Consider the following 19,020-nt stretch of genomic DNA (forward strand, 5'->3'; position numbering starts at 1 on the left):
TATTGGTCTAATTAATCGCGAACACGCGCTTTGGCGTTACTCTTTTTCTTTTTAGCCTTCGGCTTAGCGTTTTTAGCTTTGGTTCCTGTTGCTTTTTTGGTAGTAGCAGGTTTTTTACCATTGGACGCAGCCGCTTTTGACGATTTCTTAAAACGCGTTTTCTTGCCTTTAGAGTCGTCTTTCTTCTTACTCGACTTTTTCTTTGGCTTATTACCCCACTCTTCATCCGCTGGCGCTTTTTGACCTTCGCGATCACCTTTTGCCTTTGGCTTAACGCGGCCACCAAGCTCCATCGGCGGCAACTGTGCTAACTGCATTTCAAGCTCAGATAACTCATCACGATTCATGCGTTTCTTCGGCGCTGGGCGGCCTTGTCGCATTTGCAGATCGATCTTGCGTTGTTCTAGATTAACACCCGATACGGTCACTCGTACTTGTTCGCCTAGACGGTAAACTTTGCCGGTACGCTCGCCAATCATCGCTTGATGTTCTGGGTCATGAACAAAGTAGTCATCCCCTAAACCAGATACATGTACCAAGCCATCCACATAAAGGCCACCAAGCTCGACAAACAAACCAAATGGCGTTACCGCCGTGACAATCCCATCGAACTCTTCACCAAGGTGCTGCTCAACATACTGACATTTCAGCCATGATTCCACATCGCGCGTGGCTTCATCAGCACGTCGCTCGGTCACCGAACAGTTTTCACCCAGTTCGTCCATTGCCGCTTCGTCATAGCCGTAAATCTTGTTCGCTTTTAACGTGACAGAGCCTGGCACTTTATAGGCTTGAGTGACTTTAGGAGCGCCTTCACCACGAATCAAATAACGTATTGCGCGATGAACCAACAAGTCTGGATAACGACGAATCGGTGATGTGAAATGCGTATAAGCATCATAAGCCAAACCAAAGTGACCCACATTATCAGGTTGGTAAACCGCTTGTGACATAGAGCGCAGCAGCATAGTTTGAATACTGCGGGCATCCGCACGATCACGAATCTTATCCGCTAAGTCTGCGTAGTCTTTCGGCGTTGGCTTCAAACCACCACCTAACTCAAGCCCCAACACAGACAAGTAAGTACGAAGAGCCAGAAGCTTCTCTTCTCGTGGTCCTTCGTGAATACGGAACAAGGCCGGAATGTTGGCTTTTAACAGTAGCTCCGCTGAAGCCACGTTGGCACACAGCATACATTCTTCGATTAGCTTGTGAGCATCGTTGCGCTCAATTGGCACAATCTGCTCAATTTTAGCATTCTGATCGAACACCATACGGGTTTCCACCGTATCAAAGTCCATGGCACCACGCTCTTCACGGGAAGCTCGAAGAACTTGATACAAACCGTACAAATCATCGATGTGAGAAACGATATCTTTGTAACGTTCACGTAACTCAAGGCCTTGATCATCTGGCTCAGCTGCGATCATCTTGGCCACTTTTGAATAGGTCAAACGAGCATGAGAGTTGATAATGCCTTCGTAGAACTTGTAACTGCGCATTTTACCACGCGATGTCAAAGAAACTTCGGCCACCATCGCTAAGCGGTCAACATTTGGATTCAATGAACAAAGGCCGTTCGACAAAACTTCCGGTAGCATTGGTACAACACGGCCAGGGAAATATACCGAGTTACCACGTAGGATCGCCTCTTCGTCTAATGCTGAGCCTTTCTTCACATAGTGAGAGACATCCGCAATGGCAACAAACAGCTTCCAACCGCCCGGTGTTTTTTCACAGTACACCGCATCATCAAAATCACGAGCGTCTTCGCCATCGATGGTGACAAACGGCGTGTTACGTAGATCAACACGATTTACTTTATCTTCATCAGCCACCTCAGTGGTGAAATGACGAATTTGCTGCTGTACCTCTTTCGGCCATTCATTTGGAATCTCGTATTGGTGAATCGCTACATCGATTTCAAGACCTGGCGCCATAAAGTCACCTAAGATCTTCTTCACAATCCCCTTCGCCGCTACATGACGCTCAGCGTAACTAACGATCTCAACCAATACATATTGACCGTGTTTTGGTGATAAACCAGAAGACTGCTCAATCATGATGTCTTGAGAAATACGTGGGGTCTCAGGCGTGACGAACGCTGAACCACTTTCTTCGTAGTAACGACCAACCAAGGTACTGTGCTTACGCTCTTTGATTTCCACCACGACGCCATCTAAGCGGCCTTTAATGGTCTTGCCCGATAAGCGGACAACGACTAGATCGCCATCCATCACCGACTGCATCTGACGCGGGGATAGGAAAATATCATCGGCGTCTTTACGCAGTAGGAAACCATGGCCGTCTTTTTGCCCCTGTACGTAACCTTCGATCAGGTCGCTTTCAACAACAGGAGAATAAGCATCGTCAAAATTGCTTACCAATTGGTGATCACGGCACATGGCTATTAAACGGCGACGCGCCGCTTCTATAGAATCGTCGTCTTTTAAACCAAACGCTTCGCATAATTCAGGGTGAGTAACAGGACGACCCACCGAGGCAATGTGCTCTAGTATGTATTCGCGACTCGGAATGGGGTTGTCATATTTAGAAGCTTCCCGATCTCGAAAAGGGTCTTGAATGTTGTTTTTACTCAAACGGTACCGTCCTATTAAGTCGAAGCACGTCTTTGCGCACTTCTTATTGTGTGTTTATTCATGCGGGTAAGTATAAGTTATTCTTAAAAAATACTCTCTAACCAGCAGTATAATCTTCATCATAGCTGCAACTTCGATCAACGATCATTTTTGTAATAACACTACAAATCATCAAATTGACTTAGCTCTTACCCAATTGCGTCTTATTCAAGAGCGTTTTTTGTAACGGTTTTATTACTAAATTCACTTAATTTAGAACAAAAAACACTCAAATCAATCAATCGATCAGTTTTTTAGATGGTTTCAGCTACCTAAGATTTAACCGCGATTTCGGCTCAAATGCATATCCGCCATGATTCTGGTGGAAATTTCTTCCACCGACAGTCTGGTTGTATTCAAGAATGGAATACGCTCTTGGCGATAAATAGCCTCCACTTCATCTAATTCATAACGACACTGACGTGCCGAGGCGTATTTGCTCGCGGCCATCCGTCCTGTTCGAATCTGATGCAACCTTTCTGGGTCAATTGTTAACCCAAATAGTTTATGTTTGTGAGGCTTCAATACCTTAGGCAACCCCACGGTATTAAAGTCATCTTCTGTGAGCGGATAGTTCGCCGCTTTAATGCCATATTGCATGGCCAAATATAAACTGGTCGGTGTTTTACCAGAACGAGAAACGCCCAGTAGAATGATTTCTGCCTCGTCATAGTTTTTAACCGAGGCCCCATCATCATTGGCTAAAGCATAATTAATGGCATCAATTCGGCCATCATAAATGCCTTCTTTTATACCATGGGCTTTTTGCGCATTTGGCTGAGCGGGTACCCCTAATGCCTTTTCAATTGGCGACAACAAATCGCCAAAGATGTTGTAACAATGGCTCTCACACCCCTCAATTACAGCACGAATTTGTGGATCAGATATGGTGAAAAACACTAAAGTGTTCTCTCCTTTTTCGGCTTCTTCTTGCAATTGCTGACAAAAGCCATAGGCCTTATCTAGAGTAGATAAAAACGGGACGCTTTGCTGCTTAATCGTGACATCGAAGAAAGATAACATGGCTTGACCAAAGACCTCTGCCGTGATCGCCGTGCCATCGGATACAAAATAAACTTTCACAAATCACCTCCAATTTGGTGTAAAGCAACTACATTAAAAAAGCTGATTGAAATAAAACAACATCGAATAATCGATTTTATTCATTGATCTGCCTCTTCTTACAATGAATTCAAATGCTTAGCTTTAGCAAGCAAAGAACAGCGACTCGATAATAATTTTAATGTAACAAGCTGAGGTACATTGTGAGCAATTTTATTAAGTGGTTTAGTGATCTGCGCCTAGACGATGTAGGTGAAGTTGGTGGAAAAAATGCGTCTTTGGGCGAGATGATTTCCAACTTGGCAGAATTAGGCATTCAAGTGCCAAACGGGTTTGCAACCACTGCTTATGCTTATCAATCTTTCCTAGAAGAAAGCGGCCTAAACCAGAAAATCCACGACCTGCTCGATTCTTTAGATGTTGATGACGTACATGCTCTCACTCAAGCAGGCAAGCAAATTCGCACCTGGATCGAAGAGGCTCCCTTCTCAGACGAATTCAACCAAGAAATTGAACAAGCTTACGCTCAGCTGTCAAAAGACAATCAAGGCGCTTCCTTTGCCGTGCGCTCATCCGCAACCGCAGAAGATTTACCCGATGCCTCTTTTGCCGGTCAGCAAGAAACATTTCTCAATGTACAAGGACTTGATAACGTTAAGCTAACCATCAAACAAGTGTTTGCTTCTCTCTTCAACGACCGCGCAATTTCTTACCGCGTACACCAAGGCTTTGAACACAAGGGCGTCGCCCTATCGGCTGGCATACAAAAAATGGTGCGCAGCGATATCGGTGCATCGGGAGTCTTATTTACCCTAGATACGGAGTCGGGGTTCAACGACGTGGTATTTATCACCGCCGCCTACGGCCTTGGCGAGATGGTCGTACAAGGTACTGTGAACCCAGATGAATACCACGTGCACAAAGGCACGCTAAAATCAGGTCGCCCAGCTGTGGTACGTAAAACATTGGGCAGTAAGGCGCAAAAAATGGAGTACGCCGATGCTGAAAGTGATGACTTTGTTAAAATTGTACCCGTCAGTCTAGATTTACAAAACCAGTTCGCACTGAGCAATGAAGAAATCGAAGATCTAGCTCGTCAGGCGATGATCATTGAACAACATTACCAGCGCCCAATGGACATTGAATGGGCGAAAGACGGTATAGATGGCAAACTTTACATCGTACAAGCGCGACCTGAAACCGTACGATCTCAAGCAAATACCCAAAGTATGGAACGCTACAATCTAAAAGAGACTGGTCCTATTTTGATCACAGGTCGTGCCATCGGTCATAAAATTGGCTCAGGCAAAGTGAAAGTACTCAGCTCAATCACTGAAATGGATCGCATCCAAGAAGGTGATGTACTCGTCACGGACATTACAGACCCTGACTGGGAGCCGATTATGAAAAAAGCATCGGCTATCGTCACCAATCGTGGTGGCCGAACCTGTCATGCCGCCATCATTGCCCGTGAACTTGGTATTCCTGCTGTCGTAGGCAGTGGCGACGCCACCACCCTCAAAGATGGACAAGAAGTTACCGTTTCTTGTGCTCAAGGTGATATGGGCATGGTGTACCAAGGAGCGCTGACATTTGAGGTGGTGACATCTGAAGTGGGCAACATGCCTAAACTTCCAGTTAAGGTAATGATGAACGTCGGCAATCCTAACCGTGCCTTCGACTTTGCAATGCTACCGAATGATGGTGTAGGGCTTGCTCGCCTTGAATTCATCATTAACCGCATGATTGGCATTCATCCTAAAGCGCTATTGAATTTCGACAAAATGGATGCAGGGCTCAAAGAAGAGATCACCTTCCGTACGGCAGGCTACGCAGGACCAGTGGAATTTTACGTCGACAAACTGGTTGAGGGCGTAGCGACTCTTGCTTGCTCTTTTGCGGACAAGCCAGTGATTGTGCGCCTGTCAGACTTTAAGTCCAATGAATATCATAACTTGGTGGGTGGGCCACAGTTCGAACCGGACGAAGAAAACCCAATGCTAGGCTTCCGTGGAGCAGCGCGTTATATCGACGAATCTTTCCGCGATTGTTTCGCCCTAGAATGTCAGGCTATGCGCCGAGTGCGCGATGAAATGGGCTTCACCAATGTACAAATTATGATTCCGTTTGTACGCACCCTTGAAGAAGCAAAACAAGTCATCGACTTGCTCGCGGAGCATGGTCTAGTACGAGGTGAGAACGGCCTCAAAGTCATTATGATGTGCGAACTGCCATCTAATGCCCTGTTGGCTGATGAATTTCTAGAATTCTTTGATGGTTTCTCTATCGGCTCTAATGACCTAACACAACTTACACTCGGTCTTGACCGTGATTCAGGTTTAATCGCGGACAAATTTGATGAACGCAACCCTGCCGTGAAAAAACTACTGAAAATGGCGATCGAGGCATGTAAGGCGAAAGGCAAGTACGTCGGTATTTGTGGTCAAGGGCCCTCTGACCACGCTGACTTTGCTGATTGGCTGGTTGCACAAGGCATCGAAAGTGTCTCGCTCAACCCAGATACCGTAGTTGAAACATGGCTGCATCTTAATGAAGTAATTATGAAAAACACTTCATTAAGTCAGAACGCTGTTTAATCGCAGCACTCTCTGGTTCTTAGCCCCGCCCAACGCGGGGCTTTTTTTGCTAGTGCCCTCTTCTAGAGACGAGCAACACAAATAATCAGCATCTTTTCATTCAATCTATATTGAGCGGAACTGGAAACGCGTTTAACGCAGCTGGCTATCTTTACTTCCACTGCGGTTATACATGCTTTTGGCTTTATCGTGGTTTTCAAATTCAGATTGGCACGCAATGCATAAGCGAACACCAGGGATTGCCTGACGGCGACGCTCAGGAATTTCAGCATCACATTCCTCGCAAAACTCCAAACTATCACCCACCGTCAAACGGCTTCGCGCACGCTCTACTGCCGAATTCACAGTTGCATCAATTTGATCTTGCACCGCACCATCGTGCGCCCAACCACTTGCCATATATACTCCATCAAGCACTCACATCTTGAACTGAGTATAGGAAGCAACCAAACACTGAGCAACACTAGGCTATTGGGATTTTTGAATTTAGTACAAAGTCATCAATAATTCGTCGCTAACAAACAAAACGAAAAAATGATCGATAGAATTCTGCGGCTACATTAATAACTGAAGAGAGTTAAGCTTGAATTACAAAGAAAAGATCTTAGAGAAGGGAACTATGGAGGCCGGAGTCGGAATCGAACCGGCGTACACGGAGTTGCAGTCCGCTGCATGACCACTCTGCCATCCGGCCTCAATATATTTTCTAGCCTGAAATAAAAAAAGGCACCAAATGGTGCCCGGGACCGGAATCGAACCGGTACGATATTTCTATCGCAAGATTTTAAGTCTTGTGTGTCTACCAATTTCACCACCCGGGCTAGAACACTGAAATGGAGGCCGGAGTCGGAATCGAACCGGCGTACACGGAGTTGCAGTCCGCTGCATGACCACTCTGCCATCCGGCCTCAATCAGTAATCTTAAGAGATGGAGCGGGAAACGAGGCTCGAACTCGCGACCCCAACCTTGGCAAGGTTGTGCTCTACCACTGAGCTATTCCCGCGTCTCAAAAGATGGAGCGTATTCTATAGAATTAGATCTTCACGTCAAGGGATTATGTTAAATAAATTGCTCTATTCGCTACTTTTTTAAGAATCGTTTAAATTGCAACCAACAGAGATTATTCCTTATACAACAATAACTAACCTTTACTTGAATCGCTGGCATTTAACTCCGGCCATGCAGCCTTGAGGTAAATATACATAGACCAAAGCGTCAGCAATGCAGCAATGACTAAAACGAACAGTCCGAAGGATGCCCAACTTGTATCTGGAGCGTTAGAGAGCAGAATAAAGATCGCGACCATTTGCATAGTCGTTTTGATTTTACCGACAAAAGACACTGCGACGCTCGCACGCTTGCCCATTTCTGCCATCCATTCACGTAATGCTGAAATGACAATCTCACGACCTACAATCACAGCACTGGCTAATGTCATCAATACACTGTCGTATTCGGCAACTAAGATAACAAGCGCTACCGACACCATTACTTTATCTGCAACAGGATCAAAAAACGCACCAAACGGCGTAGTTTGATTCAATGCGCGGGCGAGAAAGCCATCCAACCAATCGGTAATCGCTGCAATACCAAAAATCGCGGCGCTGGCATAGAAGCGCCCCTCCCAAGGGAGAAAATACACAACTACTAAAACAGGGATAAGAAAAATACGCAGCGACGTAAGAAAGTTTGGAATGTTCATTAAAAGCCTTTTTTAAAAAGAATGCCCAACACTTAAGGATGGGCTTAGCTTAACTTTTATGAAGGTAGAGGTATATCTCTTGCGCTTTATTTCCACCGATACCTTTGACTTTGGCGATATCTTCTTGTGATGCAGCCAATAATTCTTGATAGCCGCCAAAAGCGGTTAGCAGATCCTTCCGGCGTTTAGGACCGATGCCTGGGATATTTTCCAGCGCGGAGTGTCGACGTTTTTTATCGCGACGACGACGGTGATTCTTCACCGCAAAACGGTGCGCCTCATCGCGAATATGCTGAATCAAATGCAAGGCTGACGAGTCAGGTGGCAATACCACCTCATCCTCTTTCGAGCCAATATAGAGCGTTTCTAAGCCTGGCTTACGGGTATCACCTTTCGCCACGCCTAATAAGAAAATATCAACTAAGCCAAGCTCTTTTAAAACAGTCTCTGCTTGCGATAACTGCCCTTTACCACCATCGATCAGCAAAACATCTGGAGCCGGAATTTCACCCTCTTTAACGCGCTTGTAACGTCGGGTTAAGGCTTGACGCATGGCGCCATAATCATCACCCGGTTCCACACCTTCAATATTGAACGAGCGGTAGCGCTTTTTATCAGGACCATCTGGGCCAAACACTACACAGGAAGCAACGGTTGCTTCGCCACTGGAATGGGAAATATCAAAACACTCCATATGAAGCGGTGGCTCTTTGAAGCCCAATACTTTCTGAAGCACGGCGATACGGCTGAAATGGTTGCGCTTATCTGTTAATCGAGCCTGAAGCCCCTGCTCCGCATTAAGCTTAGCAAGATCTAGCCAGCGAGCTCTTTGACCACGAACACTGCTCGTGACTTCAATTTTCTTTTGTGTCGTTTCAAATAAAGCGTTTTCAATGACTTCTTGATCTTCGATATCATGGCTCAAGATAAGCGACTTAGGTAAATCTTGAGCGCCTCCGATATAAAGCTGAGCAATAAACGAAGACAGCAACTCGGACTCATTGATCTCGATCGGCATTTTCGGATAATGACTTTTACTACCGATCACTTTACCCTGTCGCACCATCATTACGTGCACACAAAAACCACCAGGCTGTATCAGGGCGGCAATGACATCAGCATCACCGCTTTGACCATAAACATGCTGCTCTTCTTGCACATGCTTAAGCTGGATAATTTGGTCACGAAGTGCCGCTGCTCGCTCAAACTCCATATCCGCCGCCGCAGTTGTCATCTGCGTCGTCAACTCAGATGTTAACTCTTGGTTCTTACCCTGCAAAAACATATGTGCATGACGCACGTCTTCCGCGTAATCCGAATCGCTGATAATCCCAACACACGGTGCCGAACAACGTTTTATCTGATATTGCAAACAAGGGCGTGTGCGATTGCTGTAAACCGAGTCCTCACATTGACGCACACGAAACACTTTTTGCATGGCAATCAGGCTCTCTTTTACAGCCAAACCGCTAGGGTATGGACCGTAAAGTTTGCCTTCTTTGCTTTTGCCACCTCGGCGAAACAGGATTGCCGGATGCTCATGATTGGAGATCAGGATATAGGGGTAGGATTTATCATCACGTAATAGAATATTGTATGGCGGACGATGCTGTTTAATCAGTGTCTGCTCAAGTAACAGGGCTTCCGTTTCACTCTTAGTTACAGTGATTTCAATGGCGTCGATGCGACTCACCAATGCCATCGTTTTAGTCGTTAACCCTGTCGCGCGAAAATAGCTGGATACTCGATTTTTGAGATTTTTCGCCTTACCAACGTACAACAATTCACCTTTGCCATACATACGGTATACGCCAGGGCGTGTGGTGAGGTTTTGGACAAAATGTTTAGGGGCGAAATCTTGAGACACTCATTTACCTATACGAGACCTAAAACATTATAGCGCATCGCCAAACGTGCTAGCTCAACGTCACTTTGAATTTCCAACTTGTCAAAAATACGTCTACGAAAAGTACTGACGGTTTTATCTGATACATTTAGGCGATCAGCGATTTCTTTCGTTTTCACGCAATCTACAATCATCTGCGCCACTTGAAGCTCACGTTCAGACAGTTCACCAAATGGTGAATCTGAGCTATTTTTACTGGTTTTAGATAACGCCACTTTTTGCGCTACAACACGAGAGAGGTATTGCTTTCCTTGAAATACAGTTTCCAGCGCTTCGAGTAATTCTGATTGATCGGACCCTTTTGCCACATAACCGCTTGCACCCGCTTCCATCATTTTCGCTGGGTACGGTGCATCATCAATCGCGGACAATGCGATCACCTTAGTATTTGGGTGTAAACGCGCAATTTCTAAGGTAGCTCCCAAGCCGCCGATCCCAGGCATATGTACGTCCATCAAAACAACATCAATGTGCTCTTTACGTAGCACTTTTAGGGCTTCTTCGCCGCTGTGGACACTGCCCCACACAAGCACCCCAGGAATGTCTTCAATGACACGCTTTATCCCTTCACACACCATGGTGTGATCATCGACGATCAGAACTTTACGCATCTTTACCTCATTTAAAGCATATAACTAAGCACAATTTTATAGGTTACGAATCTTTGCGAAAAGCAATAATCAATTACTTAGCGTAGCTATTTGTAAGGGCGTGCAACTTAAAGACGAATCACCCAACAACTTTGTCAGTAACCCTTAACTCACTTTGTAGCGTTTTGTAATTTTTATAACCAAAAGTTATTTCACCAATCAATATTCGCGTACCTTTAGTCAGGTAGGCCTCCTTTATAACCAAGCTTTTTCAGTGCTTCTAACGCGTGCTCACGATACTGCGCCCGGATCTTTGTTCCATGTGTTTTGTATAAGTAGTACAGATGTGGCGCCACATCACTTTCGCTAACCTGCAATTCAGTAGCGATTTCTGAAAGCAAAGACCCTAATACCGGCGCTGACTTATCTTCAATCAACACGGATTTAGGAATAACAAGCTTCTCTCCATTGATAACTTTATCAACGTATACTGTGTAATGCTTTTCAAAAACTGGCCAAGAAGTACGTTCATCTTCCGTACTTAAGAAGTGCCATCCCGTTTCCGCACCCGCAAAGTAAACCGCAGGATGCGACCAAGCTTTTTCTTGGGGCTTGTGGCGGCAACTACAGGCCTCCATATAGGCCCTACGTGGCTCAGGTAGCCCATAAGCGCGGTAGGCCGTTTGGATCACCGACAAGAATTCAGAGATGGTTGGCGGCCAAGCGTACTTCTCTTTGGTACGCTCTACTGCATACGCAAGTAAAGGTTCCTGAAAGCCTTTTAACGCAATCGCCCACTCACGTTTTGCCAGCTTCACCTCCTCAGTGGAAGCATACGCTGATGCAAACTTATGAGTATAGATTGCTTTAAAGCGCGCAAACAGCATATTCACCAACACTCGCGTACGCTGCTCAGCCTCTTGCTGAGCTTGCGTTGGTTCGCGCTCACTACCAGTCTGTGTCGTGGATGTTGGTGAGGGCGCTGCTAACTTGCTCGCGATTGGATTTATTATTTGCTGTATAGGTTGCGGTTCCTTCATAGGATTGACGATCCGATTGCTTATATTGCCATTGACGTTTTACGTATTTGAAAAATTCGCTGTTCCAAGTACGAACATTTTTGCGCTGCTCTTTAATACGCAGGAGAAATTCAGCCAACAAAGACTCTGCAAATGCACGCTCAATACCCGCTTGCTGAATTTGTTCAAAGGTAGCGTCTTCTGGCAGCCATTGATCTGGCTGTCGCGTACGTTCCTTTGCTTCTAGGTATAGATCAAAATCAGACAATCCTCGACGATCACTGGTGGCCGCTGGCATCACAGGGGTTGGCGCATCTACCGCATTATGAGTACGCGAACGTTGGGTAAACTGAGCTTGAGGAGCGCTTGATTTATCAGACGCCTCACTCTGCAAACGCGACAATTTATGCATCAGATCATCATTTTGACTAGCTGTTTGCGGTGTAGTCTCGACATTGCGAGTACGAGTTGCCGAAGGCGTTGAGCGTTGTGCATCCTGTTGCTCTAGTAGTATCTCCAAGCCCGCTTCAGTACGTCGAAACTGTAAAGCTTGCGCCATTTGCAAACTACTTAGTAGACGCACGATATATGGCGCGTTCCAAAACGGCAACATATCGACCAGCTCTCTATGAGAAATTTTCATCTGGCGATTACTGAGATGATGGGCTTTTTGTTGTAGGTAAGTCAGTAAAACACTTTCCTCAAGGCCAAGTTCACAGGCTAAGTTAAACGAGACGGGTAACAAAAAATCAGGGGCAGCCATAGATACGACCATTTCATTCGGGATGCTTCAGTTTATCAAACGACAAAGCTTTTGGCACGATAACTCGCTTTTTAGGAATGAATCAAGCACAAAAATATGGGCACTCACAAAACTGTGACCAATACATTTCTTTACAATGAAATCCTGTTGACAGCGGTTTTTTAGACTCCTATGCTGAAATTGTGCCGCGAAGTTAGACGCCTTTCTGGCTTCAACAATCGGCCAACTTTACTGAGGAGAAAGTTGTATGTACACAATAAATATTACTGGTCATCACGTCGACATCACTCCAGCTATTAAAGATCACATCAACGAAAGAATGAGCAAAATTGCAAAATTGAGTGATCAAATCACCTCTGTCAACGTGACACTTATTCAGGACAGTAAAGAACAGAAAGCAGAAGCACGAATACATTTGCCAGGCAAAGAACTGTTTGCCACTGCATCTTCTGAAGATCGTTTGTTCCATGCAATCGATGGCATGATTGAGAAACTTGCCCGCCAAGTGGATAAACACAAAACCAAACAAGCCTCAGGAAATCATAAAGCGGCTGTCGCTTCATAGAGATACAGCCTATCTGACAACTTACACGCCCGCTTAATGCGGGCGTGTTCGTTTCTGAAATAGATTTATTGATTGAACTTTGGAACTTCCGCCCGCATAGTCTGTCATAGGTTTCAGGATAATCTAACTAGGAGAACCTTTATCATGCGTTACACAGATGCCCTTTCGACACATACGTCACAAGCGGCCAATAGGACGCTACGCAATACGTATGGCTTACTTTCGCTGACTTTGCTTTTCAGTGCGTTTACAGCTGGTATTAGCATGGTCTTCAATTTACCTCACCCTGGGTTAATTTTGACCTTAGTGGGTTTCTACGGTTTGCTTTTCCTAACGTACAAATGCCGCAACAGCGCGATGGGGCTGTTGTGCGTGTTCGCATTGACTGGCTTTATGGGCCTAACCCTTGGACCAATCTTAAATGCTTATCTGAGCATGGCTAATGGTGCGACCTTAATTATGAGCGCATTAGGTATGACCGGATTGTCTTTCCTTGGCCTATCTGCATATGCTTTGGTGTCAAAGAAAGACTTTAGTTTTCTAAACGGCTTCTTAACGGTTGGTTTCTTTGCTTTGTTGTTTGCCATGATCGCAGGCTTCTTCATTCAGTTACCAGCACTACAGATTTTTATCTCTGTCGGCTTCACGTTATTTTCTGCTGCAGTGATCCTACTTCAGACCAGTGAGATCGTTCGTGGCGGTGAAACCAACTACATTATGGCAACGGTGAACTTGTATGTCGCCCTATACAACATGTTCCTAAGCTTGTTGTCTCTGTTTGGTATGGCCAGCGACGACTAATCGCTAACGCTGTTTTTAAAAGGCCGCAGACTGCGGCCTTTTTTATGTGTAAAATTTATTTTATTTACTCAAGAACAGCATGAACTACTCACTTTTTATTACTGGTAGCCCAACCGCAAGTCGCGCTTGCCATACAGCTCTGGACTTTGCCGAAGCGTTATTGTCTGATGGCGCACATCAAATACATGGGGTTTTCTTTTACGAGGAAGCCGTCGCCATTGCCAACGCTTTAGCTATGCCTCCTCGCGATGAATGTAATATCCGAAATGAATGGGTCGCCTTCGCAAAACAACACAGTGTCCCACTATACATTTGCATCGCCGCGGCCCTGCGCCGCGGAGAACTGAATGAAGCGGAAGCGAAACGCCATGAGGTAGCAAACCATAATCTAGCTGAGGGGTTTCTTTTAGAAGGCCTAGGCAGTTTAATCAGCTTGACTTCAGAGTCTGATCGGATGATGAGGTTTAAATAACATGAGCACTCTAATTTACCTATCAAGCTCCCCCTATAGCAGTACCACCATTAAAGAAGCTTTAGACCTTGCACTGGTGTTCGGTACTTTTGGACAAGACATTCGCCTAGCGGTTACAGGTGAAGCTTTGGCGTTATTAATCGACAATCAAACACCGAACGCACGCCAAGGAAAGCACCTTCATAAACTGCTGGATGGCCTTGAGTTCTACGATATTGAACAAATCTATATTAAGCAAGATGAGATCCCAGCAGCGACCTCGCTGTGGTCGGGGGTGACTGCACTTGATTCAGAAGAATGGCTTAATATGCTCAACCAACACCAATACATCTATCGTTTTTAACGGGGTTTCTATGAAGCTATATCAGGTCAACCAATACCAGTACCCCAAAAGCGTCGAAGATGATTGGATTAACTCACTATCTGCTGGCGATGCCGTTTTATTATTGGAAGCAGGTGTTTTACGCGCCCTATCGCAGCCTAAGCTATTCAACACATTACAGGAAAAACAGGTCAAACTTTTCTGGCGCCAAACCGATTTGAAAGCTTATGGTATTCAAGCCATTACGGGTGAAGCTATTTCCGACTTGGAATGGGTCGAACTGACTCAAGAATATTCAAAAATCGTCGCTTGGTAAGGTGTCCCATGGCAACAATCGAATTTGATGAAGAAGGTTACTTACTGGATCTAAGCCTGTGGAGCGAAGCTCTGGCAGAAGACATTGCCAGAAAAGAAGGCTTGATCTTAACTGCAGCTCATTGGGAAGTGCTACGGGTATTGCGCGACTTCTACGAGCAGTTTGAAGTCTCACCAGCCATGCGGCCATTAGTAAAAGCAGTGACTAAAGAGCTAGGCCCAGACAAAGGTAAAAGCATTTACTTGATGAAACTTTTCCCTGGCAGCCCACCCAAGCTGGCCGCAAAAATTGCTGGCTTACCTAAACCCGCCAATTGCCTGTAATACCATCCTTCTAGCACCTACTAAAAAGGCAGCTTCAGCTGCCTTTTTGCTCTATTAAACACGACTTGCCAAACCAAGACAGCTTATCTTGTAGCGCCACTACCTCACCAATGATTAATAGCGCTGGAGATTTCACTTCATTCTGCAACGCGATCTGATGAATATCCTTAATCGTTGAAGTAAACACGCGCTGATCTTTTGAAGTCCCCTTCTCGACGATCGCCACAGGCATCGAAGGTCGCATACCAAAACGAATCAACGATTGACTAATCGACTCAAGCCCCGTTAAGCCCATATAAATGACAAGAGTTTGAGCCGGATGCACCAATTCATTCCATGGTAGTTCCGTAGTACCATCTTTAAGATGGCCAGTTAAGAAACGTACCGATTGCGCATAGTCACGATGCGTTAGTGGAATACCTGCGTAAGCGGCACAACCTGCGGCAGCTGTGACGCCAGGTACCACTTCAAAAGGCACCCCTTCCTGCACCAGCTCTTCCAGCTCTTCACCACCACGTCCGAAGATAAATGGATCGCCACCTTTTAAGCGCACGACCACTTTTCCTTCTTTTGCTTTTGTCGCAAGTAAGGCATTAATTTCTTCTTGAGGCAAACTATGCAATGATTTCGCTTTGCCGACGTATAGCTTTTCCGCTGTTGCAGGAATCATGGCAATGATCTGCTCGCCCACTAGACGGTCATAAAGCACCACATCCGCTGCAGTCAAAAGGCGATGAGCCTTCATCGTTAACAAGTCCGGATCCCCTGGCCCTGCACCGATTAGATATACTTTACCAGTCATATATTTCTTATCTCAAATAGAAAGGCCCCGCAAGCGGAGCCTTTGAATGCATATTGCAAAAACCGAATTAACCGATTAGCGTCTTGCCACCCATGTAAGGTACAAGCACTTCAGGTACAGTCACTGTACCATCAGCATTCTGGTAGTTTTCAAGGATCGCTACCAAAGTACGACCCACCGCTAGACCAGAACCATTCAAAGTATGTGCCAACTCAGGCTTACCTGTTTCTGGGTTACGCCAGCGTGCTTGCATACGACGCGCTTGGAAATCCCACATATTTGAACAAGAAGAGATTTCTCGGTACTTCTGCTGACCAGGTAACCATACTTCAATGTCGTAAGTTTTGTGCGCAGAGAAACCAAGATCACCACCACACAGCACGACAGTACGGTAGGGAAGGTTTAGCTTCTGCAAAATTGTTTCCGCATGGCCAATCAATTCTTCTAGTGCTTCGGTCGAGCGATCTGGGCGACAAATATGCACGAGCTCTACTTTCTCGAACTGGTGCTGACGAATCATACCGCGCGTGTCACGACCGTAACTGCCCGCTTCACTACGGAAACATGGTGTGTGCGCCACAAATTTTTGGTGCAGATCAACATCATTTAAAATCTCATCACGAGCGATGTTGGTCACTGGCACTTCCGCTGTCGGAATTAGGTACAAGTCGCTGTTACCACTGTCTTTGTCGACTGGCACTTTGAACAAATCTTGTTCAAATTTCGGTAGCTGGCCCGTTCCACGTAACGATGCTGCGTTCACTAGGTAAGGCACATAAATTTCAGAGTAGCCATGCTCTTCGATATGCGTATTCAACATAAATTGAATCAAAGCGCGATGAAGACGTGCCAGGTCTGAACGCATCACGGCAAAACGTGACCCCGTGATCTTAGCCGCCATTTCAAAATCTAGCATGCCTAGAGCAGCCCCCACATCTACGTGATCTTTCACTTCAAAATCAAACGTGCGTGGCTCTCCCCAGCGACGAATTTCAACATTGTCGTCTTCGCTGGTGCCTTCTGGGACAGATTCGTGTGGAATGTTAGGAATACTCTCTAGCAAAGCATCCATTTGCGCTTGCACTTCTTCCAATTGCGCTTTTGCTGCCGCAAGATCGTCGCCCAATGTCGCAGTTTTTTCTTTAAGCTCGTCAGCTAGCGCTTTGTCGCCAGCTTTCATCGCTGCGCCGATTTCTTTTGAAACCGAGTTGCGGGACTGTTGCAGAGTTTCTGTTTCAATTTGAATTGCTTTGCGACGCTCTTCCAAACTAGAAAAAGCCGCCACGTCTAAATCAAAGCCTTTTTTCTTCAATAATACGGCAACCGCTTCTGGGTCTGCCCTTAGAGCTTTAATGTCTAACATTGCTGCAACAAAACCTTATGTAATTAAATAGATAAAAACTGCTTTGAGTTGGGCTCAAAAGGCACGCGCTAATCCAACACCGGCGGCCAAAGCCAAAATTCCTAGCAAACAACTTAATGATAAATAGCTTAGGGCACTTAGCCAAGCCTGCTGATTGATTAGAGAGACAATTTCTAAGGAAAAAGTCGAGAAGGTAGTAAAAGCCCCCAGAAAACCAATCATAATCAGCGGCCTTAGAAGCTCTAGGCTCGGTACTCGCTCGCTTATCAGCACAAATGCCATGCCCATCAAGAAACTGCCCACCGCATTAATAGACAAAGTAGCCATCGGAAACTGTGCTTGCCAAAAGCTGTTCACCCACTTACCTACGGCAAAACGCGACAACGCCCCCAACGCCCCACCTAGAGCAATCATAAAATAGATCATCACCAACCGTCCTCGTCTTGATAGCGTTTTAACGGACTCATTTGGTCCTGCTGTTCAAGCCAAGCAAGCTTCTCGCCAATTTTCTTCTCTAAACCACGATCCGTTGGAATATAGTAGCGTTCATTGGCCAGTTCGGGGGGCAAGTAGGACTCCCCTGCCGCATAAGCATTCGGCTCATTATGGGCATATCGATAATCTTCGCCATGACCCATGTCTTTTGCCAAGCTAGTGGGAGCATTTCGAAGATGATTGGGCACTTCCAAACTCGGCTGATGTTTAACATCGCTCATCATCTGGTTGAAGGCTTTATACAATGCATTACTTTTTGGGGCGCAGGCCATATAAACGGCCGCTTGAGCGATCGCTCGATTGCCTTCGTAAGGACCAACGCGCTCGAAAATATCCCAAGCGTTTAAGCCGATTTGCAATGCTCGTGGGTCGGCATTACCAATGTCTTCGGAAGCAATCGCCAATAGGCGCCTTGCTATATAAAGCGGATCGCAACCGCCATCGAGCATGCGCGCCATCCAGTACAAGGCACCGTCCGGTGACGAGCCACGCACCGATTTATGAAACGCAGAAATCTGATCGTAAAAGACATCCCCGCCCTTATCGTAACGGCGAATACTGCCTCCTAGAACATCTTCTAGCTGTTTGTCAGTAACAGCTTCACCATCCTCAACAAAATCAGCCAGAATTTCTAAGAAGTTCAAACTACGGCGAACATCACCATCGGCAGCCTGTGCCAATATAGTCAAATAATGATCGCTTATTTGAATGTTACGGTGTCCTAATCCTCGCACAGGGTCTTGCAAGGCTCGCTTCATTGCCACCAACAGATCATCCACCGTCGGGGGTTGCAGACGATACACGCGCGCGCGGGATAATAATGCAGAATTCAATTCAAACGCGGGGTTTTCCGTGGTCGCTCCCACAAACAAAAATGTGCCATCTTCAATATAGGGTAAAAAAGCATCCTGCTGAGACTTATTAAAACGATGCACTTCATCAACAAATAGTAGTGTGGCTTTTTGTGTCATTAAGCGCCACTGTTTCGCCTCTTCTACCGCCGCACGAATCTCTTTAACGCCGGACATCACGGCTGACAATTCTATAAATTTGGCATCTAATGAGTGAGCAAATAGCTTGGCAAACGTCGTTTTACCTATACCGGGCGTGCCCCACAAAATAAAAGAATGTCCTTGGTGACGCTCAACCATTTTGCGCAGAGGCTTACCCTCACCCACTAGATGCTGCTGCCCAACATATTCATCCAATGTCTTCGGTCGCATACGCGCAGCCAATGGTGCCATCGGGTTAATGTCTTCTGCGGCAAATAAATCATCCATTT

Annotated in this window: 19 protein-coding genes and 4 tRNA genes; 7 read left to right on the forward strand and 16 right to left on the reverse strand. The window is 45.9% G+C overall.

The annotated features are described in order from the left end of the window. Positions 1–11: 11 nt before the first annotated feature. Positions 12–2,600 (reverse strand): ribonuclease R, encoded by a 2,589-nt coding sequence (gene rnr, locus ASC49_RS01800; protein ID WP_055461492.1) that lies wholly within the window; start codon positions 2,598–2,600, stop codon positions 12–14. 318 nt (positions 2,601–2,918) lie between these two features. After that, positions 2,919–3,722: a posphoenolpyruvate synthetase regulatory kinase/phosphorylase PpsR gene (ppsR, locus tag ASC49_RS01805; RefSeq protein ID WP_055461493.1), complete on the reverse strand. Its 804-nt coding sequence runs from the start codon at positions 3,720–3,722 to the stop codon at positions 2,919–2,921. Positions 3,723–3,904: 182 nt separating this feature from the next. Between ppsR and ppsA the strand changes: the two genes are divergently transcribed. Further along, positions 3,905–6,298 (forward strand): phosphoenolpyruvate synthase, encoded by a 2,394-nt coding sequence (gene ppsA, locus ASC49_RS01810; RefSeq protein WP_055461494.1) that lies wholly within the window; start codon positions 3,905–3,907, stop codon positions 6,296–6,298. A gap of 132 nt (positions 6,299–6,430) precedes the next feature. On the opposite strand, the gene ASC49_RS01815 is transcribed toward ppsA, so the two are convergent. The 10 genes from ASC49_RS01815 to ASC49_RS01860 all read right to left on the reverse strand — a co-directional run bounded on the left by ASC49_RS01815 (position 6,431) and on the right by ASC49_RS01860 (position 12,279). Further along, complete coding sequence (locus ASC49_RS01815) at positions 6,431–6,697, reverse strand: DksA/TraR family C4-type zinc finger protein (protein ID WP_055461495.1); 267 nt, start codon at positions 6,695–6,697, stop codon at positions 6,431–6,433. A gap of 221 nt (positions 6,698–6,918) precedes the next feature. Further along, positions 6,919–6,992: transfer RNA gene (locus tag ASC49_RS01820), tRNA-Cys, on the reverse strand. A 40-nt stretch (positions 6,993–7,032) separates the two neighbouring features. After that, positions 7,033–7,119 (reverse strand) — tRNA-Leu (locus ASC49_RS01825). 13 nt (positions 7,120–7,132) lie between these two features. Further along, positions 7,133–7,206 (reverse strand) — tRNA-Cys (locus ASC49_RS01830). Between the two features lie 21 nt (positions 7,207–7,227). Further along, positions 7,228–7,302, reverse strand: a tRNA-Gly gene (locus tag ASC49_RS01835). A 138-nt stretch (positions 7,303–7,440) separates the two neighbouring features. Beyond that, entirely contained in the window at positions 7,441–8,001 is a 561-nt protein-coding gene (gene pgsA, locus ASC49_RS01840) for a CDP-diacylglycerol--glycerol-3-phosphate 3-phosphatidyltransferase (RefSeq protein ID WP_055461496.1), read from the reverse strand. Between the two features lie 49 nt (positions 8,002–8,050). Continuing rightward, entirely contained in the window at positions 8,051–9,868 is a 1,818-nt protein-coding gene (uvrC, locus tag ASC49_RS01845) for an excinuclease ABC subunit UvrC (RefSeq protein WP_055461497.1), read from the reverse strand. Between the two features lie 8 nt (positions 9,869–9,876). Beyond that, positions 9,877–10,518, reverse strand: a complete 642-nt coding sequence (locus ASC49_RS01850; protein WP_055461498.1) for a response regulator — start codon at positions 10,516–10,518, stop codon at positions 9,877–9,879. A 215-nt stretch (positions 10,519–10,733) separates the two neighbouring features. Then, the gene (locus ASC49_RS01855; protein ID WP_245624606.1) at positions 10,734–11,537 is read right to left on the reverse strand and encodes a replication protein P; all 804 of its coding nucleotides are present in this window, start codon (positions 11,535–11,537) and stop codon (positions 10,734–10,736) included. Then, positions 11,446–12,279: a DnaT-like ssDNA-binding domain-containing protein gene (locus ASC49_RS01860; protein ID WP_055461500.1), complete on the reverse strand. Its 834-nt coding sequence runs from the start codon at positions 12,277–12,279 to the stop codon at positions 11,446–11,448. Before ASC49_RS01860 ends, ASC49_RS01855 begins: the two co-directional genes overlap by 92 nt. A gap of 247 nt (positions 12,280–12,526) precedes the next feature. Between ASC49_RS01860 and hpf the strand changes: the two genes are divergently transcribed. From hpf to ASC49_RS01890, 6 genes are all read left to right on the forward strand, one after another. After that, the gene (gene hpf / locus ASC49_RS01865) at positions 12,527–12,844 is read left to right on the forward strand and encodes a ribosome hibernation-promoting factor, HPF/YfiA family (RefSeq protein ID WP_055461501.1); all 318 of its coding nucleotides are present in this window, start codon (positions 12,527–12,529) and stop codon (positions 12,842–12,844) included. A gap of 144 nt (positions 12,845–12,988) precedes the next feature. Further along, positions 12,989–13,645, forward strand: a complete 657-nt coding sequence (locus tag ASC49_RS01870) for a Bax inhibitor-1/YccA family protein (protein ID WP_055461502.1) — start codon at positions 12,989–12,991, stop codon at positions 13,643–13,645. A 79-nt stretch (positions 13,646–13,724) separates the two neighbouring features. Beyond that, positions 13,725–14,117 carry a sulfurtransferase complex subunit TusD gene (gene tusD / locus ASC49_RS01875; protein ID WP_055461503.1) on the forward strand — a complete coding sequence of 131 codons (393 nt, stop codon included), beginning with the start codon at positions 13,725–13,727 and terminating at the stop codon, positions 14,115–14,117. Position 14,118: 1 nt separating this feature from the next. Beyond that, complete coding sequence (locus ASC49_RS01880; RefSeq protein WP_055461504.1) at positions 14,119–14,460, forward strand: DsrE family protein; 342 nt, start codon at positions 14,119–14,121, stop codon at positions 14,458–14,460. 10 nt (positions 14,461–14,470) lie between these two features. After that, on the forward strand, positions 14,471–14,755 hold the full coding sequence (locus ASC49_RS01885; RefSeq protein ID WP_055461505.1) for a DsrH/TusB family sulfur relay protein: 285 nt from the start codon (positions 14,471–14,473) through the stop codon (positions 14,753–14,755). Between the two features lie 8 nt (positions 14,756–14,763). Further along, positions 14,764–15,078, forward strand: coding sequence for a TusE/DsrC/DsvC family sulfur relay protein (locus ASC49_RS01890; protein WP_055461506.1), 315 nt, complete (start codon positions 14,764–14,766; stop codon positions 15,076–15,078). Positions 15,079–15,112: 34 nt separating this feature from the next. Here the strand turns inward: ASC49_RS01890 and cobA are convergent, their stop codons facing one another. The 4 genes from cobA to ASC49_RS01910 all read right to left on the reverse strand — a co-directional run bounded on the left by cobA (position 15,113) and on the right by ASC49_RS01910 (position 19,018). Continuing rightward, on the reverse strand, positions 15,113–15,880 hold the full coding sequence (gene cobA, locus ASC49_RS01895; RefSeq protein ID WP_055461507.1) for a uroporphyrinogen-III C-methyltransferase: 768 nt from the start codon (positions 15,878–15,880) through the stop codon (positions 15,113–15,115). A 67-nt stretch (positions 15,881–15,947) separates the two neighbouring features. After that, positions 15,948–17,243 carry a serine--tRNA ligase gene (gene serS, locus ASC49_RS01900; protein WP_055461508.1) on the reverse strand — a complete coding sequence of 432 codons (1,296 nt, stop codon included), beginning with the start codon at positions 17,241–17,243 and terminating at the stop codon, positions 15,948–15,950. Positions 17,244–17,297: 54 nt separating this feature from the next. After that, positions 17,298–17,669 carry a fluoride efflux transporter CrcB gene (gene crcB / locus ASC49_RS01905; protein WP_055461509.1) on the reverse strand — a complete coding sequence of 124 codons (372 nt, stop codon included), beginning with the start codon at positions 17,667–17,669 and terminating at the stop codon, positions 17,298–17,300. Beyond that, positions 17,669–19,018, reverse strand: coding sequence for a replication-associated recombination protein A (locus ASC49_RS01910; RefSeq protein ID WP_055461510.1), 1,350 nt, complete (start codon positions 19,016–19,018; stop codon positions 17,669–17,671). The genes crcB and ASC49_RS01910 overlap by 1 nt, the downstream gene beginning before the upstream one ends. Positions 19,019–19,020: the final 2 nt, after the last annotated feature.

The organism is Marinomonas fungiae, assembly GCF_001418205.1.
Taxonomy (GTDB): domain Bacteria; phylum Pseudomonadota; class Gammaproteobacteria; order Pseudomonadales; family Marinomonadaceae; genus Marinomonas; species Marinomonas fungiae.